Below are 20,623 nucleotides of genomic sequence, written 5' to 3' on the forward strand. Positions count from 1 at the left end.
GTCGCGCGCTGAGCCTGCTCCTCGTGGCGGACGCGAGGTATATGCGGCCCGGCGTGCCGGACCGCACCACGGCGCCGGGATCATCCGTAGGAGAGGTTGGAGCAGGCGTCGTCGTCGGCGGAGCGGGCGCCGTCGGCCACCTTGGAGGGGACGGTGGTCGGCTCGGGTGACGGTGCGGCCGAGGGGTTGTCCGCGTACGACTGGCCGAGAGTGACGGTGATGCCGTCGGCGGACGCCTGTTCGAGTCCGGCCTTGGCGAAGAGCCGGGCAACCGTTTCGGCCTGGGTCTTCTGGCCGGGTCCGTAGGTGATCGTGGTCGTGGCGTGGTCCTGGCTCGGCGCGTTGCCGGTGCCGGTGATCATGAAGCCGTGGTCGGTGAGCGCCTTGGCGGCGCGTGAGGCGAGGCCGCCGGTGGTGGTGCCGTTGTGAATGGCCACCGCGATGCCGTCGCCGGAGACCTGCCTGGCGCTCTGTGACGGTTCGGGCTTCTTGTCGCCGTTCTTTCCGCCGGCGTCCTTGCCGTCGAGGGTGCGGTCGGCCTTCAGAGCGGCCCACAGGGCGTCGGCCTCCGGCTCGACGATGGCGACCCGCTCGCCCTGGTACCGCCAGGGGATGGTGATGAACTTGGTGTTGTGCAGGTCGATCTGCTTCATCGACATCGCGAAGGAGATCAGCTTGTTGGCGGAGCCCAGACCGGGGTCGACCGTCATGGACTTGGCGGCGGCGTTCGCGAGGGGCAGCAGCTTGGTGGGGGTGAGTCCGTCGCTCTTGATCTTCTTCATGAGGCTGGCGATGAAGGCTTGCTGGCGCTTGATGCGGCCTATGTCGGAGCCGTCGCCGATGCCGTGCCGGATGCGCACGTAGTCCAGGGCCTTCTGTCCGGCGACGTTCTGCTCGCCCTTGGCGAAGATGCGCTCGCCGCGGTCCGCGCGGTTGGGGTTGAGGTCCTTCTGGTAGACGTCCTGCGGCACGCACACCTCGACGCCGCCCACCACGTCGGTGAGCTTCGCGAAGCCCTTGAAGTCGACCACTATCGTGTGGTGGACGCGCAGGCCGGTGAGGTGCTCCACGGTGTTCTGCGTGCAGGCCGGATTGCCCTTGGCGGTCTGTCCGACGGAGTACGCGGCGTTGAACATGTCGTGCCGCGTCTTGGTCCAGCTCCCGTCGGGCAGCTTGCAGGGCGGGATGTCCACGAGGGTGTCGCGGGGGATGGACACGGCCACGGCGTGCTTGCGGTCGGCGTACACATGCAGCAGCAGCGCGGTGTCGGAGCGCCCGATGTCGCCCTTGTCGCCGCCGCCCAGCTCGCTGTTGCCTCCGGTACGCGCGTCCGAGCCGATGACGAGGACGTTCTGGCCCTTGGAGAAGTCGTCCGGCCGGTCTCCGGAGATGCCGTCCGCGTCGAAGGTGCTGATGTTGCCGTTTAGCTGCCAGTACACCCAGCCCGCGCCCGCCGCCACGAGCACCAGCAGCGACAGCACTATGGTCAGCGCGATCCGCGTACGGCTCCGCTTGCGCCGCCGGGCGCGGGAGGCGTCCCGGCACCGCTCGGTTGGCCGCGCCGGGGCGCGGCGCCTGGACGCGGTCTTCTTGCGGCTGTTGGTCATCCGTACACCCCTCGTGCGTGCGGCTCTACACAGGGGACTGCTGACCCCGACCCTTGGTTGTGTGATTGCGCAATCTAGCAACTATTTCCCGGGAACGGTCCACGGCCCCGCCCCGTGACGTTCTCCAGGGCCAATGACCCGTTTTACGCGGCGAGTTGAGTGACGTCGTTCAGGGCGCGGCATCCCGCCGGAACACCCACTCCATGGTGGGCTCGATCACGGCCCTTGCCGGGTTAGCCGAACGCGGCCATCCGCCGGCCGCCGCCCCCCGGAGCGGCAATCGACAAGGCGGCACGGGAACGCGGAAAGGGGCCTGCCGTCCGACAGGAGGATGTGGACGGCACAGCGGCCGGCGGGGCTCAGATGCCGTCAGGCGTTGACGCCGTAGTCGAGTGCGATGCCGCGCAGGCCGGAAGCGTAGCCCTGGCCCACCGCGCGGAACTTCCACTCCGCGCCGTGCCGGTACAGCTCACCGAAGACCATCGCGGTCTCCGTCGAGGCGTCCTCCGACAGGTCATAGCGGGCGATCTCCTGGTCGTTCGACTGGTTCACGACGCGGATGTAGGCGTTGCGCACCTGGCCGAAACTCTGCCCGCGGACCTCGGCGTCATGAATGGACACCGGGAACACGACCTTGGCGACGTTGCCGGGCACCCCGGCGAGGTTCACCTTGACGACCTCGTCGTCACCCTCACCCTCGCCGGTGAGGTTGTCACCTGTGTGCTCGACCGAGCCATCCGGGCTCTTGAGGTTGTTGTAGAAGACGAAGTGCTGGTCGGAGACAACCTTCCCGGACTCATCGCACAGCAGAGCCGATGCGTCCAGGTCATAGTCCACGCCGGTGGTGGTACGGACGTCCCAGCCCAGACCGATCAACACCGCCGTCAGCCCCGGCGCCTCCTTGCTCAGCGACACATTGCCGCCTTTGGACAGAGAAACTCCCACTGTTCTCCTCCTCCATTGCTGGCTTGCTCCTGGCGCTTGGCGCCCAACTGGCTCCGACCACGGAGCCGCGATCACCCTAGCTCGCACAGTTGCGCAATGTCTAAAGTATCGAATCCCTCGCCTTCCCCCGGGAGCCGCGTGCCGTACGGGACTCACCGCCCCGTGGCGTGATCTTCTCGGCCCGCGCGCGCCGAGGAGGGCTCGCCGGAGGCTGCCTGGATAACGCGGGATGAGGGCTGCTCGGCCGTGCCGGCGGCAGCGGACGCCGACGAGGCCGTGACCGCCTGCCCGTTCTCCTCCTTCATGGCCTTGGCCTCACTCTTGAGGATGCGCAGGGACTTGCCCAGAGACCGAGCGGTGTCGGGCAGCCTCTTCGCCCCGAAGAGCAGAATGAACACAATCGCCACGATCAGCAGGTGCCAGGGTTCCAGTCCATTGCGAAGCACCACACTCACCTCGTTCCTCGTTGTCGGCCGCCGGGCGCCACCCCTCGGCGCGCTTGCAGTATTGCGCAACTGTACAACTCGAAGGTGTCGCCGTGGAATGGCCCGGCAGGGCACGTTCGAGGACCCGTAACACCTCGCCGCGGCAGATGACCGGCGGGGCGATGGACCCGCGGTGCCGGGGGTCGTCGGCGGCGACGACCAGCGGGGTGACAGAGGGTCGCCGACGTGGCCGAAAAGCCCTCGGTCCGCTCCCAGTCGAGGAACTGTATCTACACCACTGTAGTTTTTCATTCGGCCGCGGACGCGGTCACCGGGCCGCCACGGCGCCCGGCGGGAATCAGGAGGACAGCTTGGCTGCGATAGACCTTGGCAACATGGTGGACAAGGCATGGGCCGACAAGGAGCTCTCGGAGATCCTCGCGGCCCCCGTCTCCGCCCTGAAGGGCGTGTCGGACCGTCACGGCGAGTTGCTGCGCGAGGCGTTCGGCATCAAGACGGTGGCGGATCTGGCCAATCTGAAGTACTTCCAGTGGGCCTCCACACTGGCCTCGCTGGAATCCGCCACGAAGTAGAACCACAAGCCCGCGGCGGCGCCGGTACAACCGGACCGCCGCGACTTTCGGGCAACACGGACAGCGGTCCAGTCGAGACAGCATCCCGGCGGAGCCAAGCGGGCCGGCGCTCCCGGTTCCCGCCCGGAGAGGGCGCGATGCCGACCCTCACCACCGTCACAAGCCCCATCACCAAGGAACGGGTGCCGGCACCCAGACCCACGCCCCATCGCCGCGCCGGTACCGCACACCCGGAACGACCGAGATCAGCCGGAGGTATACGCACAGGATGTTCGACGCTTTGAAGAACCTCAAGCAGAAGGCCGCGGACCTCGCCGAGAGCCATGGCGGAAAGATCTCCGCGGGGCTGGAGAAAACCGGCGACTTCATCGACGACAGGACCGGCGGCAAATACAGCGAAAAGATCGACACAGGAGTCGACAAGGCACAGGACTTCGTCGAGCGCCTTGGCGAGAAGAAGGACTGACAGCCCCGGCTCACCCCGAACGGGCAGTCAGCGCCCGCGACAGGATGGCAGGCGTGCCGGGGCGGTCTACCCCGGTACGCCTGCCGTGCAGACTCGCGCCACGCCATCTGAAGCGCCGAACGGTGCGTGTGACCCAAGACACAACAATTCCATAGTTGCGCAACCGCTAAACTATTTTGGATGGAAACCAGCGACGCAACGGGACAGGAAGCCGCGGTACTCGACGATGGCCCCGCAGACGGACTGCGAGTCCGGGTCACCGGCCGACCGCGAGCGATTCAGGTGACATACCCCTGCGAGGTGGATGCCGCGCTCGACGGCGTGCGCGCGGAGGCGTTGTACATCTACCGCCGGGACCTCCGCGTGGAACACGAGCCGCTGCGGTACGGCTTCGACACGGCGAGCCCCTGATGGGCGCGGTACGAAACTCGGCGGGCGACTCCGTCTTCGGACCCCTGACGGTGCCGGGGTGAGCGTGTTGCCATCGTCCAGCCGGACGCGAAGACGCACATGACGCCCGGTCGGCCGATGACGACGTGACCTCCGGGTGTGTACGCAACCGCGGGCGCCCAGGCACGCGTCTTCCCCAAGATCTGTAAAATTGCGCAACCGAGCAATACTGCTGTCGGCCAGGTGTGTCCCGACTTGGCCGGGCCGGATGGAGGACATCAACAACATGGGCATCATTAGCTGGATCATCCTCGGCCTCCTCGCCGGGGCCATCGCCAAGATCCTTCTGCCCGGACGTGACCCGGGCGGTCTCATCGGCACCACCCTCATCGGCGTCGCGGGCGCCTTCATAGGCGGCTGGATTTCCGCTCGATTCCTCGACCGCCCGGTGGAGAAGCAGTTCTTCGACCTCTATACGTGGGGTGCGGCCATCGGCGGCTCTCTCGTGCTACTCATCGCGTACCGTCTCCTGTTCGGCAACTCGCGCGACTGACCCCCACCACGTCCGTGGCCGCGGTCAACCCCGCGCAGAGCTCATCCAGGACGAATCAGGTTGAAGGCCCCCAGCCTCCAAGATCCGGGCTATTCCGGGGCTGGCCGGCCCAGCGGACGCTGGGCACCGAAAAAGGGCGCCCGACCGGGGCAGAACCCGGTCAGCCGCCCTGTCGGCCCCTGGCTGCCGGTGGTTCGGTCCCTCGACGTTCACACCCTGGACATCGGCGACGACCTGCGCGGATGCCATCCGGTGGGATCGTATGCCGTGTCCACATCCGAAGTGGCTCGAGCAACGGCGAGGAATCGATGTACCCGAGCGAGGCTGACCGCGCTGAACAGGCCGCCGCCGAACGCGACGCCGAGACCGCGGCCGAGGTCAAGCCGCTGCTCGACGCCCCGCAGACGGCCGCGGCGGGGGTGGCAATGTGGATCTTCGTCGTCGGCCCGCCGATCTGCCTGATCGCCGCGGCGCCGTTCGTATGGGGATGGGGCCTGGTGTCCGCGCTGGACGTCGGCATGGCGGTGGTCGCCTACCTCGTGTCCGGCTTCGGACTCACGGTCGGTTATCACCGCCTCTTCACGCATCGCTCGTTCAAGGCACGGCGGGGCCTGCGGATCGCCCTGGCCGTCGCGGGTTCGCTGGGCGTCGAGGGCTCACCGGTCCAGTGGGTGGCGAACCACCGCCGCCATCACGCCTTCGCCGACCGAGAGGACGACCCGCATTCGCCCTGGCGCTACGGGACCGACACCCGCGCGCTGCTCAAGGGGCTTGTCCACGCTCATACCGGGTGGATGCTGAAGCGCGAGCTGAGCAACCGTGCCAGGTTCGCGCCCGACATCGCCGCCGATCCCGACCTGCGGCTCGTCGGTCGGCTCTTCGGGCTGCTGACCGCCGTCTCGCTCTTGTCTCCGGCACTGGTCGGCGGGCTCGTCACCGGCACCTGGACCGGCGCGCTGAGCGGGTTCCTCTGGGCCGGGGTGATCCGGATGGCGCTGCTGCACCACGTCACCTGGTCGGTGAACTCGGTCTGCCACGTCACCGGCAAACGCCCGTTCATCAGCCGGGACAAGGCCACCAACTTCTGGCCGCTCGCACTGCTGTCCTTCGGCGAGAGCTGGCACAACTCACATCACGCCGACCCCACGGGCGCGCGCCATGGCGTCCTGCCGGGCCAGCTCGACCCGTCGGCCCGCCTCATCTGGGTGTTCGAGAAGCTGGGCTGGGTCCATGACGTGCGCTGGCCGAGCGAAGACCGCCTCAACGCCCGACTGCTGCCCGAAGCGGCCGGCCCGTACCCGCCCGCGATCTGACACCCCTCACGGGGCGGCGGGAACAGCACTCCACGACCCGCATCGGTCCCGCGCCGGCACGTTCAGCTCGTGGGGACGGTGACGACGATCTTTCCGACCTGCCCGCCGGCCTCCAGGTATCGGTGGGCCTCGGCGATGTCCTCCAGCGGGAACGTCCTGTCGACGGTGGGGGTCAGCTCGCCCTTGGCGAGTCCGTCGGTCACGAAGGCGACCGCTTCGGCGCGGCGCCGGTCGTCGGTGGTGATCTCGAAGAGTTCGAATCCACGGATGGTGAGGTGCTTGAAGAGGACCTCACCGACGTTGAGCGGTGCGGGGGCGCGGTCGAGAAGACCGTAGAGAACGAGGTGGGCGTCGGGAGCGGCGGCGGTGACCAGGTCGGCCAGGGCCGTTCCTCCGACGGCGTCGAAGATGACCCGGGCGCCCTGGCCGTCGGTCAGCTCCCGCACGCGGGCGGGGACGTCCTCCTCGGCGGTGGCGATGACCTCGTCGGCGCCGGCGTCCAGGAGCCGCTGGCGCTTGGCGCTGGTGCGGGTCAGGGCGACGGCGCGGGCACCGGCCTTGTGGGCGACCTGGATGGCCGCGAGGCCGACGCTGCTGGAGGCGGCGGAGATCAGGACGGTGTCGCCGGGGCGGACGCCCGCGAGGTCGACCAGGCCGCCGTAGGCGGTCATGAACTGCATCCACACCGAGGCCGCCTCCTCGAAGGACAGCCGCTCGGGGTGGGTGACGACCGCGTGGGCCGGGGCGAGGACCGCCTCGCCGTGCACGGCGTAGTCGGTCATGGCGAAGGACGGCACCAGGCTGACCGCGTCGCCCACGCGCAGTCCGCTCACGCCGTCCCCGAGGGCCTCGACCACTCCGGCCGCCTCGTAGCCGATACCGGAGGGGAAGACGGGGTCGATGCCGTACTGGCCCAGCCGGAACATCGACTCCGCCCGGTTCAGGCCCAGTGCCCGGGTGCGGATCAGCACCTCGCCCGGCCCTGGCTCGGGCAGGGGGACCTCCTCCAGGTGCAGGACTTCGGGTCCACCGGTCTCATGGAAACGGACGACGCGGTTCATGGGTGGCTCCTTGGTGCGGTCGATGCGCTGGGGAAGCCGGTGTCTCACCGGCCCCCTCATCCACCCTCCCCCAAGGTTCGATGAGCGTCAAATTTCGACCACCATCGAAGTATGTACTTGTCGGAGCCTCCGCCGACCCTCAGCCAACGCCCGCACCGGCCTCCGCCGACCCCTCAGCCGGCGCCCGCACCGGCCTCCGCCGCACAGGCCGCGATCACGGCCGGGAGCAGGCCGGGGAACCGCTCCTCCAGCTCGTCGGCGCGCAGCGTGTTCATCTTCGTCACCCCCACGTAGTACTGCCGGATCACCCCCGCCTCGCGCAGCACGTTGAAGTGGTGCGTGAGCGTGGAGCTTGAGACCGGGGCCTCGAACCTGCCGCAGCTCATGTCCTCGCCCTTCCGCACGAGCTGGGACACCACCATCCGGCGCACCGGATCCACCAGCGCCTCCATCACCTGCTGAAGATCCACCTGGGCCAGGTCGGGGTGATCCACTGTCCGGGCGGCGGTACGGGGGCGAGCCACTGTTTCTCTCCTGGAGGCGATGTCGATGACCCGTCCATAATACGACCAGCGTCGAAATAAGGACCTGGGTCGCTGAGGCACTCCGCTGTGTGATGCGGCCTTCCTCGTCCACCTCGTGGACGCCATACCAGCCCACGGACGGCTGAGCACCCGGGCGCCGTGGCCGGGTGTTGTGGCCGGGCGCCGTGGCCGGGTGTTGTGTCGCCGTCCTGGCCTCGCCCCGGGCCGCGAGTCGAAACTCGACGGCCTCAGTCGCCTTGGGCGACCGGCTCGGGGCCGGCGTCGAGCGCGTCGAGCACCGCATCGCCGTTCGCCCTCGCCCACTCGGTCAGCATGTGGATCGGATCGATGAGTGTCGCCCCGAGTGAGGTGAGTTCGTACTCGACGCGGGGCGGCGCCTCGGCGTAGGCGTGGCGGCGGACGAGTCCGTGCGCCTCGAGCCGTCGAAGCGTCTGGGTGAGCATCTTGCGGGAGATGCCGCCGATCAGCTCGATCAGCTCGCCATGGCGCACCGGGCCCCTGCTGAGGCCGTAGAGCACGACCGCCGTCCACTTGTCGGCGATCAGCTCGACCGCCAGACGCGCCGGACAGTCGGCGAGAAAGGGACCACCGGGACCGAAACCGCTCATGGCGCCCAAGGTACCTGGTGGTTCCTATCGAAAACCTAGCCTGGGTTCTCTCCCCCCTTCGAAGCTGAAAGCCAGGAGAGTCATGCGAGTCATCACCCAGCAGACGCTCGGCGGTCCCGAGGTGCTCACCATCGTGGACGCGCCCGAGCCCCAGCCCCTCCCGACCGAGGTTCTCGTCCGCGTCAAGGCGATCGGGCTGAACCCGCTGGAAGCGCTCCTGCGCGCCGGCGAGTTCCCCCCGCTGCTCGGCCGGCCGCCGTTCATCCTCGGCTGGGACATCAGCGGTGTGGTCCAGGAGGGGTCGCTCACGTATCGGTTCAGGCCCGGCGACGAGGTGTTCGGGATGCCGCTGTTCCCGCGGGCGGCGAGCGCGTACGCCGAGGTCGTGTCGGCGCCGGCGCTGCACCTGGTACGCAAACCCGCGTCGCTCTCGCACATCGAGGCGTCGGCGCTGCCGGTCGTCGGGCTGACCGCGTGGCAGGGCCTCGTCGACCTCGGCGGCGTGACCGAGGGCGACCGCGTCCTGGTCCACGGCGGTGGTGGCGGGGTCGGCCATGTCGCGATCCAGATCGCGAAGGCGCTCGGCGCGCATGTGATCGCGACCGCCAGTGGGAGCAAGCGGACGTTCGTCGAGGGGTTCGGCGCCGACGAGGTCATCGACTACACGGCGGTCGACTTCACCGAGGCGGTCCGCGACATCGACGTCGTGCTCGACACGATCGGCGGCGACACCGTCGAGCGGTCGCTCGAAGTGCTCCGCCCAGGCGGCCACCTGGTGACGGCGGTCGCCGAGGAGGATTCGGGGCTCATCGCCAAGTACGAGGCGGCCGGGATGCGCTTCAGCGGCATCGCGGTCGACCCCGATCCGGTCGCCCTGCGAGGTCTCGTCGAACTCGTCGAACAGGGCAGGCTCCGGGTCCACGTACAGGAGACGTTCCCGTTCGAGCGCGTCGCCGACGCGCACCGGCTGCTCGACGGCGGTCACCTCCAGGGCAAGCTCGTCCTCACCGTCTGATCCGGTCGTGGGGGCCGCAGGATCTCGATGTGCTGCTGCGCGGACATAGTCGGCGCAGCAGTACCAGGTGGCGCCGATGTCGCGGCCGGCTGCCTCGGCGGGTCCGCCGACGGGCCCCTGCGGGACTTCACCACGGGGTCCGCTCCTCAGGGGGCGGGCCGCAAGGGGTCGTGTCGGGTGAGGCAGGTGAGGATGCCTACGAGGACGATGGCTGCCGTGATGAGCGGGGCGACCGGGGAGTTGGCGGGGTACAGGATCCAGGCCCATGGCTCGGGGCGACCGCCGCTCCTCCAGCCGGCCGCCGCGCACACAAGGGGCACGATGGCGACGGTGACAGCAGCGATGCGGTGGCCGAGGAAGGGGAACAGCAGCAGCGCCAGGCCGACGTATCCGGCGATGTTGCGCCCCAGCACCAAGGCGATGCTGTCCGCCCCCAGCACGTAGCAGAGGGCGGCCATTCCCGCCCCGGTGGCGGCGACCGCCGCGCCGAGTGCGGCGTCCCACTTCCGGACGGGCCGGCAGGCGACGCTCTCGGCACGCAGGTCGCCACGGCCCATCCCGTGGAGCAGCATCACCGCGGGCAGGAGCGTGATGAGGTGGCCGACGAGGAAGTGTCCGGTCTGGCCGGTCAGTACGGGCACAGGGAGTTCGGCGTTACCCATGAGGAGTCCCACCGCGTTGGTCGCGACGACGGACGCGCTCAGTGCGGGGACGGCGCGGGCCTTCAGCCACCAGTTCATCCGTGGCTCCCGTTGATGTCCAACTGGGGGCGCACGTTGCAGGTTTGCATGGCGCGGTTGTTGCGCTCGTACCAGGCGAGCTGGGTCTGTCGGGACTGTTTGAGGACGTGCTGGGCGAGGGCCAGTTCTGGTGGTGCGACCCGGTTGGTGAGGGTCCGGGGCGAGGCGCCGGCGGTCAGGGAGAGCCACGCTCCGACGGGGCCGTAGGCGTCGGCGGCCGGGTAGGGCTCTCCGTTGTCCGTGCAGGCAGGTTCTGGCGGAAGCAGCCCTGCCGCCACGCCCGTGGGCACACCGGCGGCACTGATGCCGGGCCCAATGGCGAGCTTGGTCTCGTCGGAGCCTGGCCGGTCGGCCATGGTCAGTGTGGCGGGCACGGGGACGCCTGCGTGGCGGAGCCTTGCGACGGCCTTGCGTGACTCGGTGCGGACCATGTCGGCTTCTTGGTTCATCTCGGGCCACAGGCAGATGCGGGGCCGGCCGTGGTCGCACACCAGGTCGCCGACCGGACGGGAGGTGACCGGGTCGGCCCCCATGCCGTGGGCGGAGGCGGCACCGCCTGCGAACCCTCCGGCGAGCAGCGCGGCCGCGGCGACGATGGCGGAGGCGGTCTTCCGGTACTGGATCAGTACGGCGGCGGACAGACAGACCGCCGTACCGAATGCTCCCGCGCTGACCAGCGCCCATGCGTCCAGGCTCTGGTCGACACTGCAGCAGCCGTCCAGTCCTCCGCCCACGAGGTGGCGGATCCACAGGATGCTCCAGGAGGCCGGGTAGGCGTTGGCGACGAAGCTCGCGATCAGCGTGACCGGCACCGCGATGATCGGAGCCCACACACGGCCCAGCACGAAGCCGACCAGGGTGTTGGCCGCGAGCAGCACCGCTTCGACCGCGAGGATGCCGGGATTCGGCATGCCGAAGCCGATCGGCATACCGAAGCCGATGTCGGCGGCGGTCGCGGAGACCACCAGGGCAGTGGCCATGCCGACCACACCCATCACGAACACCGGCAGCAGGAGGGGAAAGGCGATGACCAGCGGCGAGCGGACCGCGTTCTGGTCCGAGATACGCGCTCGTCTGAGCCGGCTTCCCTCCCAGGCACCGGCTCCGGCACACGCGGGGCCCACGAAGGACAGCGCGAGGGTCGCGGTGCCGGTGGCGGAGAGCCAGTAGTGGGGCGTGACCCACCCGGACAAGTTGTCGCCGAGGGCGATGACGATGAAGCCGGCCAGAAACGGCAGAAGTCGCGTGCCGGACGAAACGCGGACGATGGTGCGCAGCAGCACGGTCAGATCTCCTCGCCCACGAGCTGGGTGTAGGCGGCTTCCGCGCGTTCGCGGGGACCCTGAGCGCCGTCGGCCATGGCGTGGAATGCGGCGGCGGTGCCGTGAAAGCGCACCCTGCCCCCGTCCAGGACGACCACACGCTGGTAGAGGTCGGCCAGGTCTTCGGTCTGGTGGGTGGAGACGAGGATGTGGACGTCGTCGGCGAGCCGCTCGAGTAAGGACCGGAACACCTTGCGCTGGGTCGGGTCCAGGCCCGCGGTGGGTTCGTCCATGAGGATGAGCTCGCTGTGGTGGGTGAGGGCTCCGGCGATGCCCATCCGGCGCAGTTGGCCGCCGGAGACCTGGTGGCTGCGGCGGTCGGCGAGCTTGTCCAGGCCGACACGGCCGAGCGTGACGGCCGATGCCTTCCAGGCATCCGTACGGTTCATGCCCTTGAGCCAGCCCGCGTAGGCGACTTGCTCCCGCACGGTCAGCCCCGGCACGGGCGTGATGTGCTGCGGCAGCCACGCCACCGCCTTCCGGTACGCCGTCATATCCCTGCGGGCGGTGGGGCTGCGCCCCTTCCAGGTAACCGTGCCTTCCAGGGGCTTGAGCTGGGAAGCGGCCAGCGCCATCAGCGTGGACTTCCCTGCCCCGTTCGGACCGAGCAGAACCGTCGCCGGGCCGCTGACGCGAAGGTCGAAGCCGTCGAGCACGGTCGTCTTCCGGTTGTACCGGAAGGAGACACCGCGGAATTCCAAGGCCATGAGCCGCACAATCCGCCCGCCAGGGGTGACCCCGAGGAGGCTGTAGTGAGGAGCCGGAGGTACCCCGCCGCAGGCAGAGTCCGCCTCGCCGGGGCACCCACGAAGACGTTCCGTACCGTCTTCCGGTTCTCCAGTCGGCGATGATCAGCCTGTTGGCACTCATGGTGCCGCCCGTGTTGAAGCACCGGCTGCCGCCCCTGCAAGCCGTGACGGCCCACACCACGACGACATCCCAGAGCCGCGTCACCACCTCGGCGGCTTCTGCGGTCTACTTCATCTCCTCCTCACCGGTGACCATTCCGGGCTGCAAGGCATGGATGAACGGCAAGAAGCCCGGCCCCAAGGTGCAAGGGCTCGTGCAGACCTGGAGCCGTTCCGACTGCGCGATGCGCCTGGAGATCGACCACAATCAGCAGATCAAGTGGGCGGACAGTGCGGGCACAGAAGGGGACCTCAACAAGGCCAGCACCCACTTCCACTACGACGGCCATGGCTACAAGGCCCGCGTGTGCGTGAACAACCTCAACAACGGCTGGGTTAAATGCGGGGCCTGGTACTGATTCCTGGCCTCGTACCGGACGCAGCGAGGCTGCTGATCCGCCCCGCGTCGGGCTCGGCATGGGCCTCTCCCCCTTCCCCCCGACCGGTCTGGCCGGTCTGGCTGGCTGGCTGGCGAGAAGGGGGTACGCCGCCTACTCACGCCCATGAAACGTGCCCGCCCGGCTTCACCGCCTGGGCGTGGCCGGTGAGTTCGGGCGCGACCGCGGCGAGGATGGGAGCCGTTCCTCTTCAACGGTATGGGTGGATCCTGGGTTCGTTGCACACGCCCGTCAGTCGTGCTTGGCTCGCCCGATGAACCTTCTGTTGACGGCGAGTGGGCTGCGCAACGAGACGCTGCGGGATGCGCTGCGGGACATGCTGGGGAAGCCGTTCGGGTCGGCGAACGTCGTGTTCGTCCCCACGGCGTCCACTGCCGAGCCCGGGGACCACGGGTGGTTCGTCGCGGACATGAACCTGCTGCACGGCCTCGGCTGGCGGGAGTTCGACGTTCTGGAGCTGAACGGCCTGCCCCGGCAGATGGTGCTCGACCGGCTGCTCCACGCCGACGTCATCTATGTCGAGGGCGGCAGCCACTACCACCTCGCGCGCAGCATCACCGGCAACGGCCTGGCCGACGGCTTCCTGGAGGCGCTGGAGAGCCGGGTCTATGTGGGGGTGAGCGCCGGATCAATGATCTTCAGCCGGAATCTCACCGGACACTCCGCCGACGTCATCGGGGACGCCAGAGACCTCCATGTGCTCGGCGCGACGACCGTGGAGCCGCCGTTCGGCCTCTTCGACTGGTATCTCAAGCCCCACCTGTACTCACCGGATTTCCCCGAGCGAGACGACGCCTGGGCTGATCGCATCGCCGCGCGGGCGGACTTCCCGATCTACTTCATCGACGACGAGACGGCCGTTCGCGTCAGGGACGGCAAGGTGGATGTCCTTTCCGAAGGCCGGTGGCGGTTCCATCAGTGACTCAACGCGTGGTGGCGAGACACTCCACGCCCACACATAGCCGGCAGAATTCCCATGTCGCCACACCCGCCAGACCCACTGGCGACTACAGGGGAATTCCACGCACCGCTCCATCACATCCGCCGCCGCAGCCGTCGTGCTCGCCGCCACCCTTGTGGCGTGCGGGGGTTCGGACGGGGACAGCGGCAGCGCCGGCGCCACGAAGAGCGCCGGTTCCAGCGGCGCCGCCGCCTCCGGCGGTCAGCAGACGCCGGACGCCACGCCCAGCAGCACAATGCCGGGCAGCGCCTGGAAGATCACGGCCGTGACGTACCAGATGGACTCGCTCCTACAGACCAACGGAGAGCACACCGGCAGGTGGCCCCTCCTCTCCTGAGGCAATCTCCGGCGGCAGCCGTTCACCGGCAGAAGGGCGCCCGACCAGGGCGGACCCCGGCCAGGCGCCCGGCGCCGGTGCCGCGGGCACTCTCATTGACAGGCTCGGCTAACTGAATTAGCTTTTAGCTAACGACGTTAGCCAGAGCTGAGGGATGTCATGACCGAGTACCTTGCCGTCGACGGCGGCACAATCGCTTATGAGGTGGCGGGGTCGGGCCCGCTGATCGTTCTCGCCCACGGCATGGGCGACAGCCGCGCCGCGTACCGTGCGGTGATCCCGCCGCTGGTGGCGGCGGGCTATCGGGTCGCCGCGGTCGATCTGCGCGGCTGCGGCGAGTCCAGCGCCGGCTGGCCTGACTGGAGCCGCACCGCCATCGCCGGCGACCTGCTCGCCGTGATCCGCCACCTGGGCGGCCCGGCCCTGCTCGTCGGCCACTCGATCTCCGGCGGCGCCGCCACCATCGCCGCGGCGCGCGAGCCCTCGCTGATCACCGCGGTGGTCGAGCTGGCGCCGTTCACCCGCAAGCAGTCGATCCGCCTCGGCGACCTGCGGGTCAAGCGCTTCCGGCAGGGCATGCTGCGGCTGCTCGGCACGGGCGTGTTCGGCAGTGTGCCGCTCTGGCGCTCGTACCTCGACGTGGCCTATCCCGGCGTGAAACCGGCCGACTGGGCCGAGCGGCTCGGCCGCGTCGACTCCCTGCTGCGCGAGCCGGGCCGGATGAAGGCCCTCCAGGGCATGGGCCGCAGCGCCCCGACCGACGCCGGAGCGCAGCTCGGCAACGTACGCTGCCCGGTGCTGGTCGTGATGGGCACACTCGACCCCGACTGGGCCGATCCGCGCGCCGAGGGTTCGGCGGTCCTCGAGGCCCTGCCGTCCGGCCTCGGTCACCTTGAGATGATCGAGGGCGCGGGGCACTACCCGCACGACCAGTTCCCCGACCAGGTGGTTTCGCTGATGCTCGCCTTCCTCCGCTCGGACACCGCGCATGCCTAGGGCCGGCCTGGACCCGACGGCCGTGGTCGCGGCCGGCGCCGCCCTCGCCGACGAGGTGGGCATCGCCGGCCTGACGATGGGTCTGCTGGCCGAACGGGTGGGTGTGCGCACCCCCTCCCTGTACAAGCACGTGGGCGGCCAGGAAGACCTCAACCGGCGCATCGCGGCCCTGGCGTTGAGCGAGGCCGCCGACGCCGTCGGCGGCGCGGTCCAGGGGTACGCGGGCCGCGACGCCCTGGTGGCCGCGGCGCGCGCCTTCCGCGCCTTCGTCCTGGAGCACCCCGGCCGGTACGCCGCGACGATCGGCCTGGAACCCTCCGGCCCGGACGACCCGCTGGCCACCGCGAGTGAGCGGCTGCTGGACGCGTTCACGGCGGTCCTGCGCGGCTACGACATCGCCGAGTCCGACGTGAACCACGCCCTGCGCATGCTCCGCAGCCTCTGCCACGGCTTCGCCACGTTGCAGGCGGCGGGCGGCTTCCAGTGGAGCACCGACATCGACGAGAGCTTCGAGTGGCTGATCGCCTTCACCGACCGGGGGCTACGCGCCTTGTGAGAACGCTGCCGCATGGGCGGTGTGGCCGGTGTGGCCGAGGCGTCCTCGGCGACGACCGCATCTCGACATGAGTACGGCAGCGGATACCGGCTGTTCGGCTGGTTCCCTAGCGTCCCCCGCATGGAGAACACCAGAACTGCTTCTGACGGTGCGGCCGGACCGGACCGCTGCCCCGTCCCTCGTCCGCGCAGCGCTGTCGGCTGGGCAGGGCTGGTCGTTCTCGCGGTGGGAGTGCTGGTCCTCGGAGTCTTCGTGGGGCTGATGGGGCCTCTCTTCGCCATCGCTTGCGGTTCCTGCCCGGACGGTGTCCGGGGCCCGCAGCGTTTCGGCGACGCGCTGATAACCATCGCACGGTACGCGGTGCCGTTCGCGACGCTGGGGACCATCGTGGGGATGTTCCACCCTCGAGGTGGCGCCCGAGTGGGCGGCATCGGGCTAGGGGTACTGGTCATGCTACTGCTCCTGATGGTGGCCCTCGGTCAGGCCACCGGCTGACGGCACCCGGTGGTCCTCCTCCACCGGCACGGCGGCGAGTGAAAGTTTCGCGCTGTTGGCCCGGAATATGTGTCAGGGCCGCGAGGCATCGCCCTAGACTTCGTGGGTCAATGTTTCGCAAAGCCAGGTACGGCGCGGGGGAGCCCCGTACAAGACGATTGGGTAGCCAGTGCTTCTGAAAACGTTCGGCTGGTCGTTCGCGGTGACCGCGCTCGGCCTGGTCGCGGCGGTGTTCTACGGGGGGTGGACCGGCTTCGGGGTCGTGGCGATCCTGTCCATCCTCGAAATCTCGGTGTCCTTCGACAACGCCGTGGTCAACGCCGGGATCCTGAAGAAGATGAATGCCTTCTGGCAGAAGATCTTCCTCACCATCGGCGTCCTGATCGCGGTCTTCGGCATGCGCCTGGTCTTCCCGGTCGTGATCGTCGCCGTCAGCGCCAAGATCGGTCCGATCGAAGCGGTGCGGCTCGCGCTCGACGACAAGGACAAGTACCAGCAGTTGGTGACCGACGCCCATCCGTCGATCGCCGCCTTCGGTGGCATGTTCCTGTTGATGATCTTCCTCGACTTCATCTTCGAGGACCGGGAGATCAAGTGGCTCGGCTGGCTGGAGCGTCCGCTCGCCAAGCTCGGCAAGGTCGACATGCTCTCCGTCTGCATCGCGCTCATCGTGCTGCTCGTCTCCGCGATGACCTTCGCCACCAACGCCCACCAGCACGGCGGCATCCATGCGGACAAGACGGAGACCGTCCTGATCGCCGGCATCGCGGGCTTGATCACCTACCTGACCGTCGCCGGTCTCTCCGGCTTCTTCGAGAACAAGCTCGAGGAAGAGGAGGAGCGCGAGCACGAGGCGGAGGAAGAGGCCAAGAGGAGCGGCAAGAAGGTCCCGGCGGTCGTGATGGCCGGCAAGGCCGCGTTCTTCATGTTCCTCTACCTGGAGGTCCTGGACGCGTCCTTCTCCTTCGACGGCGTCATCGGCGCCTTCGCCATCACCAACGACATCGTCCTGATGGCGCTCGGCCTCGGCATCGGCGCGATGTACGTCCGTTCGCTGACGGTCTATCTGGTCCGCCAGGGCACCCTCGACGACTACGTCTACCTGGAGCACGGCGCGCACTACGCGATCGGCGCCCTCGCCGTGATCCTGCTCGTCACCATCCAGTACGAGATCCACGAGGTCATCACGGGCCTCGTCGGCGTCGTCCTGATCGCCTGGTCCTTCTTCTCCTCGGTCCGGCGCAACCGCAGGCCGGAGGCGGCCGAGGGGGACACCGGGTCCGACGAGAAGGTTGAGGTCTCCTCCGGCGTCTGAGCCGGGCCACCGCCACCACCACCACCGCCACCGCCACCGCCACCGCATCAGCGAACCGGCTCGGCTCGGCTCGCTGATGCGGTGGGCGGGACCGGTTCCGGGACGGTGCCGACCAGCAACACCGCGAAGAGCAGGCGAACGTGCGCAGCAGCCCGCCGTTCGAACCGCCGCGGCCGCACCCGCACCCGCACCCACAGCCACAGCCACAGCCACAGCGAGAATGGCATCCGATGGGGCGGACGTCCCCTGGAAGCCGCGGCCCGACCCCAGTTGTCAGTGGCCGCTGCGACGATGCCCGGATGACCTCCACGATCTTTGACCGGCTCCGCTCCGGCGGGTTCGAGCAGGCGCTGTTCAGCCACGACGCCGAGACCGGGCTGCGATCCCTCGTCGTCAGCCACGACACCACGCTCGGCCCCGCGCTGGGCGGCGTCCGCATGTACCCGTACGAGGACGAGACCGCCGCCCTCGAAGACGGCCTGCGCCTCGCCCAGGCCATGACCCTCAAGGCCGCAGCCGCGGGCCTCGATCTCGGCGGTGGCTGGAGCGTCATCATCGGTGATCCGGCACGCGACAAGACCGAGGCGCTGCTGCGTGCCCACGGCCGCTTCATCGCCACCCTCGGCGGGCGTTTCATCCCCGTCAACGACGTCGGCACCACACAGGCCGACCTGAAGGTCATCGGCACCCAAGCCTCACCGGTCTGCGCCGACGGCGACCCCTCCCCCATGACGGCGCTCGGTGTCCTCGAAGGGATACGGGCGTGTCTGCGCGCCACCGGTGGCGACGGGAGTCTTCGGGGCGTGCGGGTATGCGTACAAGGCGCGGGCAACGTGGGTGCCGCGCTCGCCCGCCTACTGGCGGCGGAGTCCGCGGAGCTGCTGGTGTCCGACACCGACGCTCGACGAGCCGATGCCGTTGCTCAATCCGTTGGAGCGCGCGTCATCGACCCCACGACCGCGGCGGTCGCCGAATGCGATGTGCTCGCACCCTGCGCCCTCGGAGGCGTCGTCAACGACCGCACCCTGCCGGAGCTGCGCTGCCGGATCATCGCGGGCGGCGCGAACAATGTGCTCGCCGCCCCCGAGCATGCCGCCGCGCTCGAGGCCCGCGGAATCCTCTACGCACCGGACTTCTGCGTCAACGCGGGCGGCTTGATCTTCCTCGAGGAGCGGCTCCTCGGCCATGACAACGCTCGGGCGGAACACCGGGTCCGTCAGGTCGGCGAGCGCGTGGCCACGGTCATCGAGCATGCGCGTCGCTCCGATGTACCCCCGACAGAAGCCGCGCTCTCACTGGCCAGAGCCCGGCTCCACCCGCACTGACACGCCCGTGTGAACCTGTTCGCCCCGGACCGCCGTCAGAACGCCGTCCCGGCGACGACGAGCCCGCGACGACCGCCTACGACGAGGCCGAGCGCCTGCTCGGTCTCGCCCAGACGCCGAACAGGGACCCCTGACCCCACGTCATGCCGACCGCCCGAGCCCGTCGGGTCGTCTCGCCGCGCCTCATAGTTGCCGGGTGCGGCCGCGGCGTCCTGGGACAATGGAGCTCATGCGCTCGTCGCGGCAAGGGGGATGCGTGGTGAAGGTGGGAGCGGGACGGTCTATCGCGGTGGAGTGGGTTGCCCGGCATGCCCGCTCCGATGTGGGCTTTCGGGGGGCGTATTTCAGCGGGTCGACGGTGGGGCTGCCGGACGACGCCGAGTTGGCGCCCTCCTCTGATGTCGACATCGTCGTCATCACCGCCATGGACGACCCGCCCGCCAAGCCGGGCAAGCTCCGTTACCGGGGCACACTGCTGGAAGTCAGCTATCTGCCCTGGTCTCAGTTGGTTTCCGCCGACGACGTCCTCGCCTCCTATCACCTGGCCGGAAGCTTCCGGACCGACGCGATCATCGATGATCCGACCGGGCACCTGCGCACGGTGCAGGCGCATGTCGCGGGTCGCTTCGCGGCGCGGCCCTGGGTTCGTCGCCGGTGTCAGGACGCCCGGCGTCGGATCGAAACCCGGCTCGCGGCGATCGACGCCTCGGCGCCGTTCCATGAACAGGTGCTGTCCTGGCTGTTCCCCACCGGTGTGACCACCCATGTGCTGCTGGTCGCCGCCCTGCGCAACCCCACCGTGCGGCTGCGCTATCTGGCCGCTCGTGAGGTTCTCACCGAATACGGGCACCTCGGCCGCTACCCGGAGCTGCTGGAGCTCCTCGGCTGCCGCAGCCTGTCCGCCCGGCGCGTCCGGCACCATCTGCGGGAACTCACCAAAACCTTCGACGCCACCGCCGAGGTCGCGAGGACCCCGTTCCTCTTCAGCAGTGATATCACCCCGTCCGCCCGGCCGATCGCGATCAACGGCAGCCAGGAGCTCATCGACCGTGGCGACCACCACGAAGCCGTCTTCTGGATCATCGCGACCTTCGCCCGCTGTCACACCATCCTGGCCGCGGACGCCCCCGAGTTGCACCGCGCTCTCGCCCCCGCGTTCCACGCGGCCGTCAGCGACCTCGGCATCAGTTCGACCGAAGACATCCGCCACCGCGCCGGGGAGGTCATCCGGTTCCTGCCCCGCCTCTGGCAGACCGCCGAGGACATCATGGCGAGCAACCCCGGGATCAGCGGATAGAGACCCACGTCATGAGCGAGTCGCCGGGCCGCCGAACCCGACGACGGCCGCGATCAGCGCCGCCGCCCAGATGCCGGCGTGGGCGGCGCCGTCGGCGTCGAGCGTGAGCGCCACCAGGACCGTGGCGCCGATGAGTCCGAGCAGCATGCCGAACACGACGAGCGGGATGCGGTGGTCGGCGACCGGCGGTACGTTGCCGAGTACGCCCAGCAGAAGCCGGCCGCCCGCCAACGCCCAGCAGAAGCCGCCCGCCCGCCAACGCCCAGCAGAAGCCGCCCGCCCGCCAACGCCCAGCAGAAGCCGCCCGCCCGCCATCGCCCACCAGTGGCCGCGGGGCAGGCCGGCTTCCTCGGCCACCTGGCGTTGGGCAGGAGCGCCCGGCCGCTAGCGGCGTGCCAGGCCGTCGACCATCAACGCGAGCGTGAAGTCGAACCGGTCGTGGTCCTCACCCG

General features: G+C 69.3%; 26 protein-coding genes. 15 read left to right on the forward strand and 11 right to left on the reverse strand.

Annotated elements, in window-relative coordinates:
• Positions 1 to 80 precede the first annotated feature (80 nt).
• From KN815_RS11590 to tatA, 3 genes are all read right to left on the reverse strand, one after another.
• The gene (locus KN815_RS11590) at positions 81 to 1,607 is read right to left on the reverse strand and encodes an LCP family protein (protein WP_216341698.1); all 1,527 of its coding nucleotides are present in this window, start codon (positions 1,605 to 1,607) and stop codon (positions 81 to 83) included.
• A gap of 369 nt (positions 1,608 to 1,976) precedes the next feature.
• On the reverse strand, positions 1,977 to 2,552 hold the full coding sequence (locus KN815_RS11595; protein ID WP_216341699.1) for a TerD family protein: 576 nt from the start codon (positions 2,550 to 2,552) through the stop codon (positions 1,977 to 1,979).
• 152 nt (positions 2,553 to 2,704) lie between these two features.
• Positions 2,705 to 2,998, reverse strand: a complete 294-nt coding sequence (gene tatA, locus KN815_RS11600; RefSeq protein ID WP_216341716.1) for a Sec-independent protein translocase subunit TatA — start codon at positions 2,996 to 2,998, stop codon at positions 2,705 to 2,707.
• A gap of 350 nt (positions 2,999 to 3,348) precedes the next feature.
• On the opposite strand from tatA, the gene KN815_RS11605 reads away from it, so the two are divergent.
• From KN815_RS11605 to KN815_RS11625, 5 genes are all read left to right on the forward strand, one after another.
• Complete coding sequence (locus tag KN815_RS11605) at positions 3,349 to 3,570, forward strand: hypothetical protein (protein ID WP_216341700.1); 222 nt, start codon at positions 3,349 to 3,351, stop codon at positions 3,568 to 3,570.
• A 268-nt stretch (positions 3,571 to 3,838) separates the two neighbouring features.
• Positions 3,839 to 4,036, forward strand: coding sequence for an antitoxin (locus KN815_RS11610; protein WP_216341701.1), 198 nt, complete (start codon positions 3,839 to 3,841; stop codon positions 4,034 to 4,036).
• Between the two features lie 180 nt (positions 4,037 to 4,216).
• A complete protein-coding gene (locus KN815_RS11615; protein ID WP_216341702.1) occupies positions 4,217 to 4,447 on the forward strand; it encodes a hypothetical protein in 231 nt (76 codons plus the stop codon).
• 265 nt (positions 4,448 to 4,712) lie between these two features.
• Entirely contained in the window at positions 4,713 to 4,979 is a 267-nt protein-coding gene (locus tag KN815_RS11620) for a GlsB/YeaQ/YmgE family stress response membrane protein (protein ID WP_216341717.1), read from the forward strand.
• A gap of 308 nt (positions 4,980 to 5,287) precedes the next feature.
• Positions 5,288 to 6,292: an acyl-CoA desaturase gene (locus KN815_RS11625; RefSeq protein WP_253208899.1), complete on the forward strand. Its 1,005-nt coding sequence runs from the start codon at positions 5,288 to 5,290 to the stop codon at positions 6,290 to 6,292.
• Between the two features lie 62 nt (positions 6,293 to 6,354).
• Here KN815_RS11625 and KN815_RS11630 read toward each other — a convergent pair whose 3' ends face one another.
• From KN815_RS11630 to KN815_RS11640, 3 genes are all read right to left on the reverse strand, one after another.
• Positions 6,355 to 7,353: a zinc-dependent alcohol dehydrogenase family protein gene (locus tag KN815_RS11630; protein WP_216341703.1), complete on the reverse strand. Its 999-nt coding sequence runs from the start codon at positions 7,351 to 7,353 to the stop codon at positions 6,355 to 6,357.
• 173 nt (positions 7,354 to 7,526) lie between these two features.
• Positions 7,527 to 7,877 carry an ArsR/SmtB family transcription factor gene (locus KN815_RS11635; protein ID WP_253208900.1) on the reverse strand — a complete coding sequence of 117 codons (351 nt, stop codon included), beginning with the start codon at positions 7,875 to 7,877 and terminating at the stop codon, positions 7,527 to 7,529.
• A 248-nt stretch (positions 7,878 to 8,125) separates the two neighbouring features.
• A complete protein-coding gene (locus KN815_RS11640) occupies positions 8,126 to 8,506 on the reverse strand; it encodes a winged helix-turn-helix transcriptional regulator (protein WP_216341704.1) in 381 nt (126 codons plus the stop codon).
• A gap of 82 nt (positions 8,507 to 8,588) precedes the next feature.
• Between KN815_RS11640 and KN815_RS11645 the strand changes: the two genes are divergently transcribed.
• On the forward strand, positions 8,589 to 9,521 hold the full coding sequence (locus KN815_RS11645; RefSeq protein ID WP_216341705.1) for an NADP-dependent oxidoreductase: 933 nt from the start codon (positions 8,589 to 8,591) through the stop codon (positions 9,519 to 9,521).
• A gap of 146 nt (positions 9,522 to 9,667) precedes the next feature.
• On the opposite strand, the gene KN815_RS11650 is transcribed toward KN815_RS11645, so the two are convergent.
• The 3 genes from KN815_RS11650 to KN815_RS11660 are packed head-to-tail and all read right to left on the reverse strand — an operon-like array spanning position 9,668 to position 12,290.
• On the reverse strand, positions 9,668 to 10,261 hold the full coding sequence (locus tag KN815_RS11650) for a hypothetical protein (protein WP_216341706.1): 594 nt from the start codon (positions 10,259 to 10,261) through the stop codon (positions 9,668 to 9,670).
• On the reverse strand, positions 10,258 to 11,544 hold the full coding sequence (locus KN815_RS11655) for a DUF7224 domain-containing protein (protein ID WP_216341707.1): 1,287 nt from the start codon (positions 11,542 to 11,544) through the stop codon (positions 10,258 to 10,260). The genes KN815_RS11650 and KN815_RS11655 overlap by 4 nt, the downstream gene beginning before the upstream one ends.
• 2 nt (positions 11,545 to 11,546) lie before the next feature.
• Complete coding sequence (locus tag KN815_RS11660) at positions 11,547 to 12,290, reverse strand: ATP-binding cassette domain-containing protein (RefSeq protein WP_216341708.1); 744 nt, start codon at positions 12,288 to 12,290, stop codon at positions 11,547 to 11,549.
• Between the two features lie 173 nt (positions 12,291 to 12,463).
• Between KN815_RS11660 and KN815_RS11665 the strand changes: the two genes are divergently transcribed.
• The 7 genes from KN815_RS11665 (at position 12,464) to KN815_RS11695 (ending at position 17,549) form a co-directional block, all read left to right on the forward strand.
• Positions 12,464 to 12,850 (forward strand): hypothetical protein, encoded by a 387-nt coding sequence (locus KN815_RS11665; RefSeq protein ID WP_216341709.1) that lies wholly within the window; start codon positions 12,464 to 12,466, stop codon positions 12,848 to 12,850.
• A 292-nt stretch (positions 12,851 to 13,142) separates the two neighbouring features.
• The gene (locus tag KN815_RS11670; protein WP_216341710.1) at positions 13,143 to 13,811 is read left to right on the forward strand and encodes a Type 1 glutamine amidotransferase-like domain-containing protein; all 669 of its coding nucleotides are present in this window, start codon (positions 13,143 to 13,145) and stop codon (positions 13,809 to 13,811) included.
• Between the two features lie 136 nt (positions 13,812 to 13,947).
• Positions 13,948 to 14,187, forward strand: a complete 240-nt coding sequence (locus KN815_RS11675; RefSeq protein ID WP_253208901.1) for a hypothetical protein — start codon at positions 13,948 to 13,950, stop codon at positions 14,185 to 14,187.
• 159 nt (positions 14,188 to 14,346) lie between these two features.
• Positions 14,347 to 15,183, forward strand: coding sequence for an alpha/beta fold hydrolase (locus KN815_RS11680; protein ID WP_216341711.1), 837 nt, complete (start codon positions 14,347 to 14,349; stop codon positions 15,181 to 15,183).
• Positions 15,184 to 15,205: 22 nt separating this feature from the next.
• Positions 15,206 to 15,739, forward strand: a complete 534-nt coding sequence (locus KN815_RS11685; protein ID WP_216341720.1) for a TetR/AcrR family transcriptional regulator — start codon at positions 15,206 to 15,208, stop codon at positions 15,737 to 15,739.
• A 120-nt stretch (positions 15,740 to 15,859) separates the two neighbouring features.
• Positions 15,860 to 16,234, forward strand: coding sequence for a hypothetical protein (locus KN815_RS11690; RefSeq protein ID WP_216341712.1), 375 nt, complete (start codon positions 15,860 to 15,862; stop codon positions 16,232 to 16,234).
• Between the two features lie 169 nt (positions 16,235 to 16,403).
• The gene (locus tag KN815_RS11695; RefSeq protein ID WP_216341713.1) at positions 16,404 to 17,549 is read left to right on the forward strand and encodes a DUF475 domain-containing protein; all 1,146 of its coding nucleotides are present in this window, start codon (positions 16,404 to 16,406) and stop codon (positions 17,547 to 17,549) included.
• 47 nt (positions 17,550 to 17,596) lie between these two features.
• Here the strand turns inward: KN815_RS11695 and KN815_RS11700 are convergent, their stop codons facing one another.
• The gene (locus KN815_RS11700) at positions 17,597 to 17,776 is read right to left on the reverse strand and encodes a hypothetical protein (protein ID WP_216341714.1); all 180 of its coding nucleotides are present in this window, start codon (positions 17,774 to 17,776) and stop codon (positions 17,597 to 17,599) included.
• 72 nt (positions 17,777 to 17,848) lie between these two features.
• Here KN815_RS11700 and KN815_RS11705 point away from each other — a divergent pair, with 72 nt between their 5' ends.
• Both KN815_RS11705 and KN815_RS11710 read left to right on the forward strand, forming a co-directional pair.
• Positions 17,849 to 18,874, forward strand: a complete 1,026-nt coding sequence (locus tag KN815_RS11705; protein ID WP_216341715.1) for a Leu/Phe/Val dehydrogenase — start codon at positions 17,849 to 17,851, stop codon at positions 18,872 to 18,874.
• Positions 18,875 to 19,133: 259 nt separating this feature from the next.
• Entirely contained in the window at positions 19,134 to 20,171 is a 1,038-nt protein-coding gene (locus KN815_RS11710; RefSeq protein ID WP_216341721.1) for a hypothetical protein, read from the forward strand.
• A 9-nt stretch (positions 20,172 to 20,180) separates the two neighbouring features.
• Here KN815_RS11710 and KN815_RS11715 read toward each other — a convergent pair whose 3' ends face one another.
• Entirely contained in the window at positions 20,181 to 20,528 is a 348-nt protein-coding gene (locus tag KN815_RS11715) for a hypothetical protein (RefSeq protein WP_253208902.1), read from the reverse strand.
• Positions 20,529 to 20,623 lie beyond the last annotated feature (95 nt).

Origin of the sequence: Streptomyces niphimycinicus (assembly GCF_018883605.1) — a bacterium.
Lineage (GTDB): Bacteria > Actinomycetota > Actinomycetes > Streptomycetales > Streptomycetaceae > Streptomyces > Streptomyces niphimycinicus.

Bases quoted from the DNA above. Each gene is read 5' to 3' on its own strand.
- KN815_RS11690 (WP_216341712.1), top strand. From the start codon at position 15,860: ATGGAGAACACCAGAACTGCTTCTGACGGTGCGGCCGGACCGGACCGC.
- KN815_RS11645 (WP_216341705.1), top strand. From the start codon at position 8,589: ATGCGAGTCATCACCCAGCAGACGCTCGGCGGTCCCGAGGTGCTCACC.
- KN815_RS11660 (WP_216341708.1), bottom strand. From the start codon at position 12,290: ATGGCCTTGGAATTCCGCGGTGTCTCCTTCCGGTACAACCGGAAGACG.
- KN815_RS11670 (WP_216341710.1), top strand. From the start codon at position 13,143: ATGAACCTTCTGTTGACGGCGAGTGGGCTGCGCAACGAGACGCTGCGG.
- KN815_RS11630 (WP_216341703.1), bottom strand. From the start codon at position 7,353: ATGAACCGCGTCGTCCGTTTCCATGAGACCGGTGGACCCGAAGTCCTG.
- KN815_RS11610 (WP_216341701.1), top strand. From the start codon at position 3,839: ATGTTCGACGCTTTGAAGAACCTCAAGCAGAAGGCCGCGGACCTCGCC.
- KN815_RS11650 (WP_216341706.1), bottom strand. From the start codon at position 10,261: ATGAACTGGTGGCTGAAGGCCCGCGCCGTCCCCGCACTGAGCGCGTCC.
- KN815_RS11680 (WP_216341711.1), top strand. From the start codon at position 14,347: ATGACCGAGTACCTTGCCGTCGACGGCGGCACAATCGCTTATGAGGTG.
- KN815_RS11700 (WP_216341714.1), bottom strand. From the start codon at position 17,776: ATGCCATTCTCGCTGTGGCTGTGGCTGTGGCTGTGGGTGCGGGTGCGG.
- KN815_RS11640 (WP_216341704.1), bottom strand. From the start codon at position 8,506: ATGAGCGGTTTCGGTCCCGGTGGTCCCTTTCTCGCCGACTGTCCGGCG.
- KN815_RS11590 (WP_216341698.1), bottom strand. From the start codon at position 1,607: ATGACCAACAGCCGCAAGAAGACCGCGTCCAGGCGCCGCGCCCCGGCG.
- KN815_RS11615 (WP_216341702.1), top strand. From the start codon at position 4,217: ATGGAAACCAGCGACGCAACGGGACAGGAAGCCGCGGTACTCGACGAT.
- KN815_RS11705 (WP_216341715.1), top strand. From the start codon at position 17,849: ATGACCTCCACGATCTTTGACCGGCTCCGCTCCGGCGGGTTCGAGCAG.
- KN815_RS11620 (WP_216341717.1), top strand. From the start codon at position 4,713: ATGGGCATCATTAGCTGGATCATCCTCGGCCTCCTCGCCGGGGCCATC.
- KN815_RS11625 (WP_253208899.1), top strand. From the start codon at position 5,288: ATGTACCCGAGCGAGGCTGACCGCGCTGAACAGGCCGCCGCCGAACGC.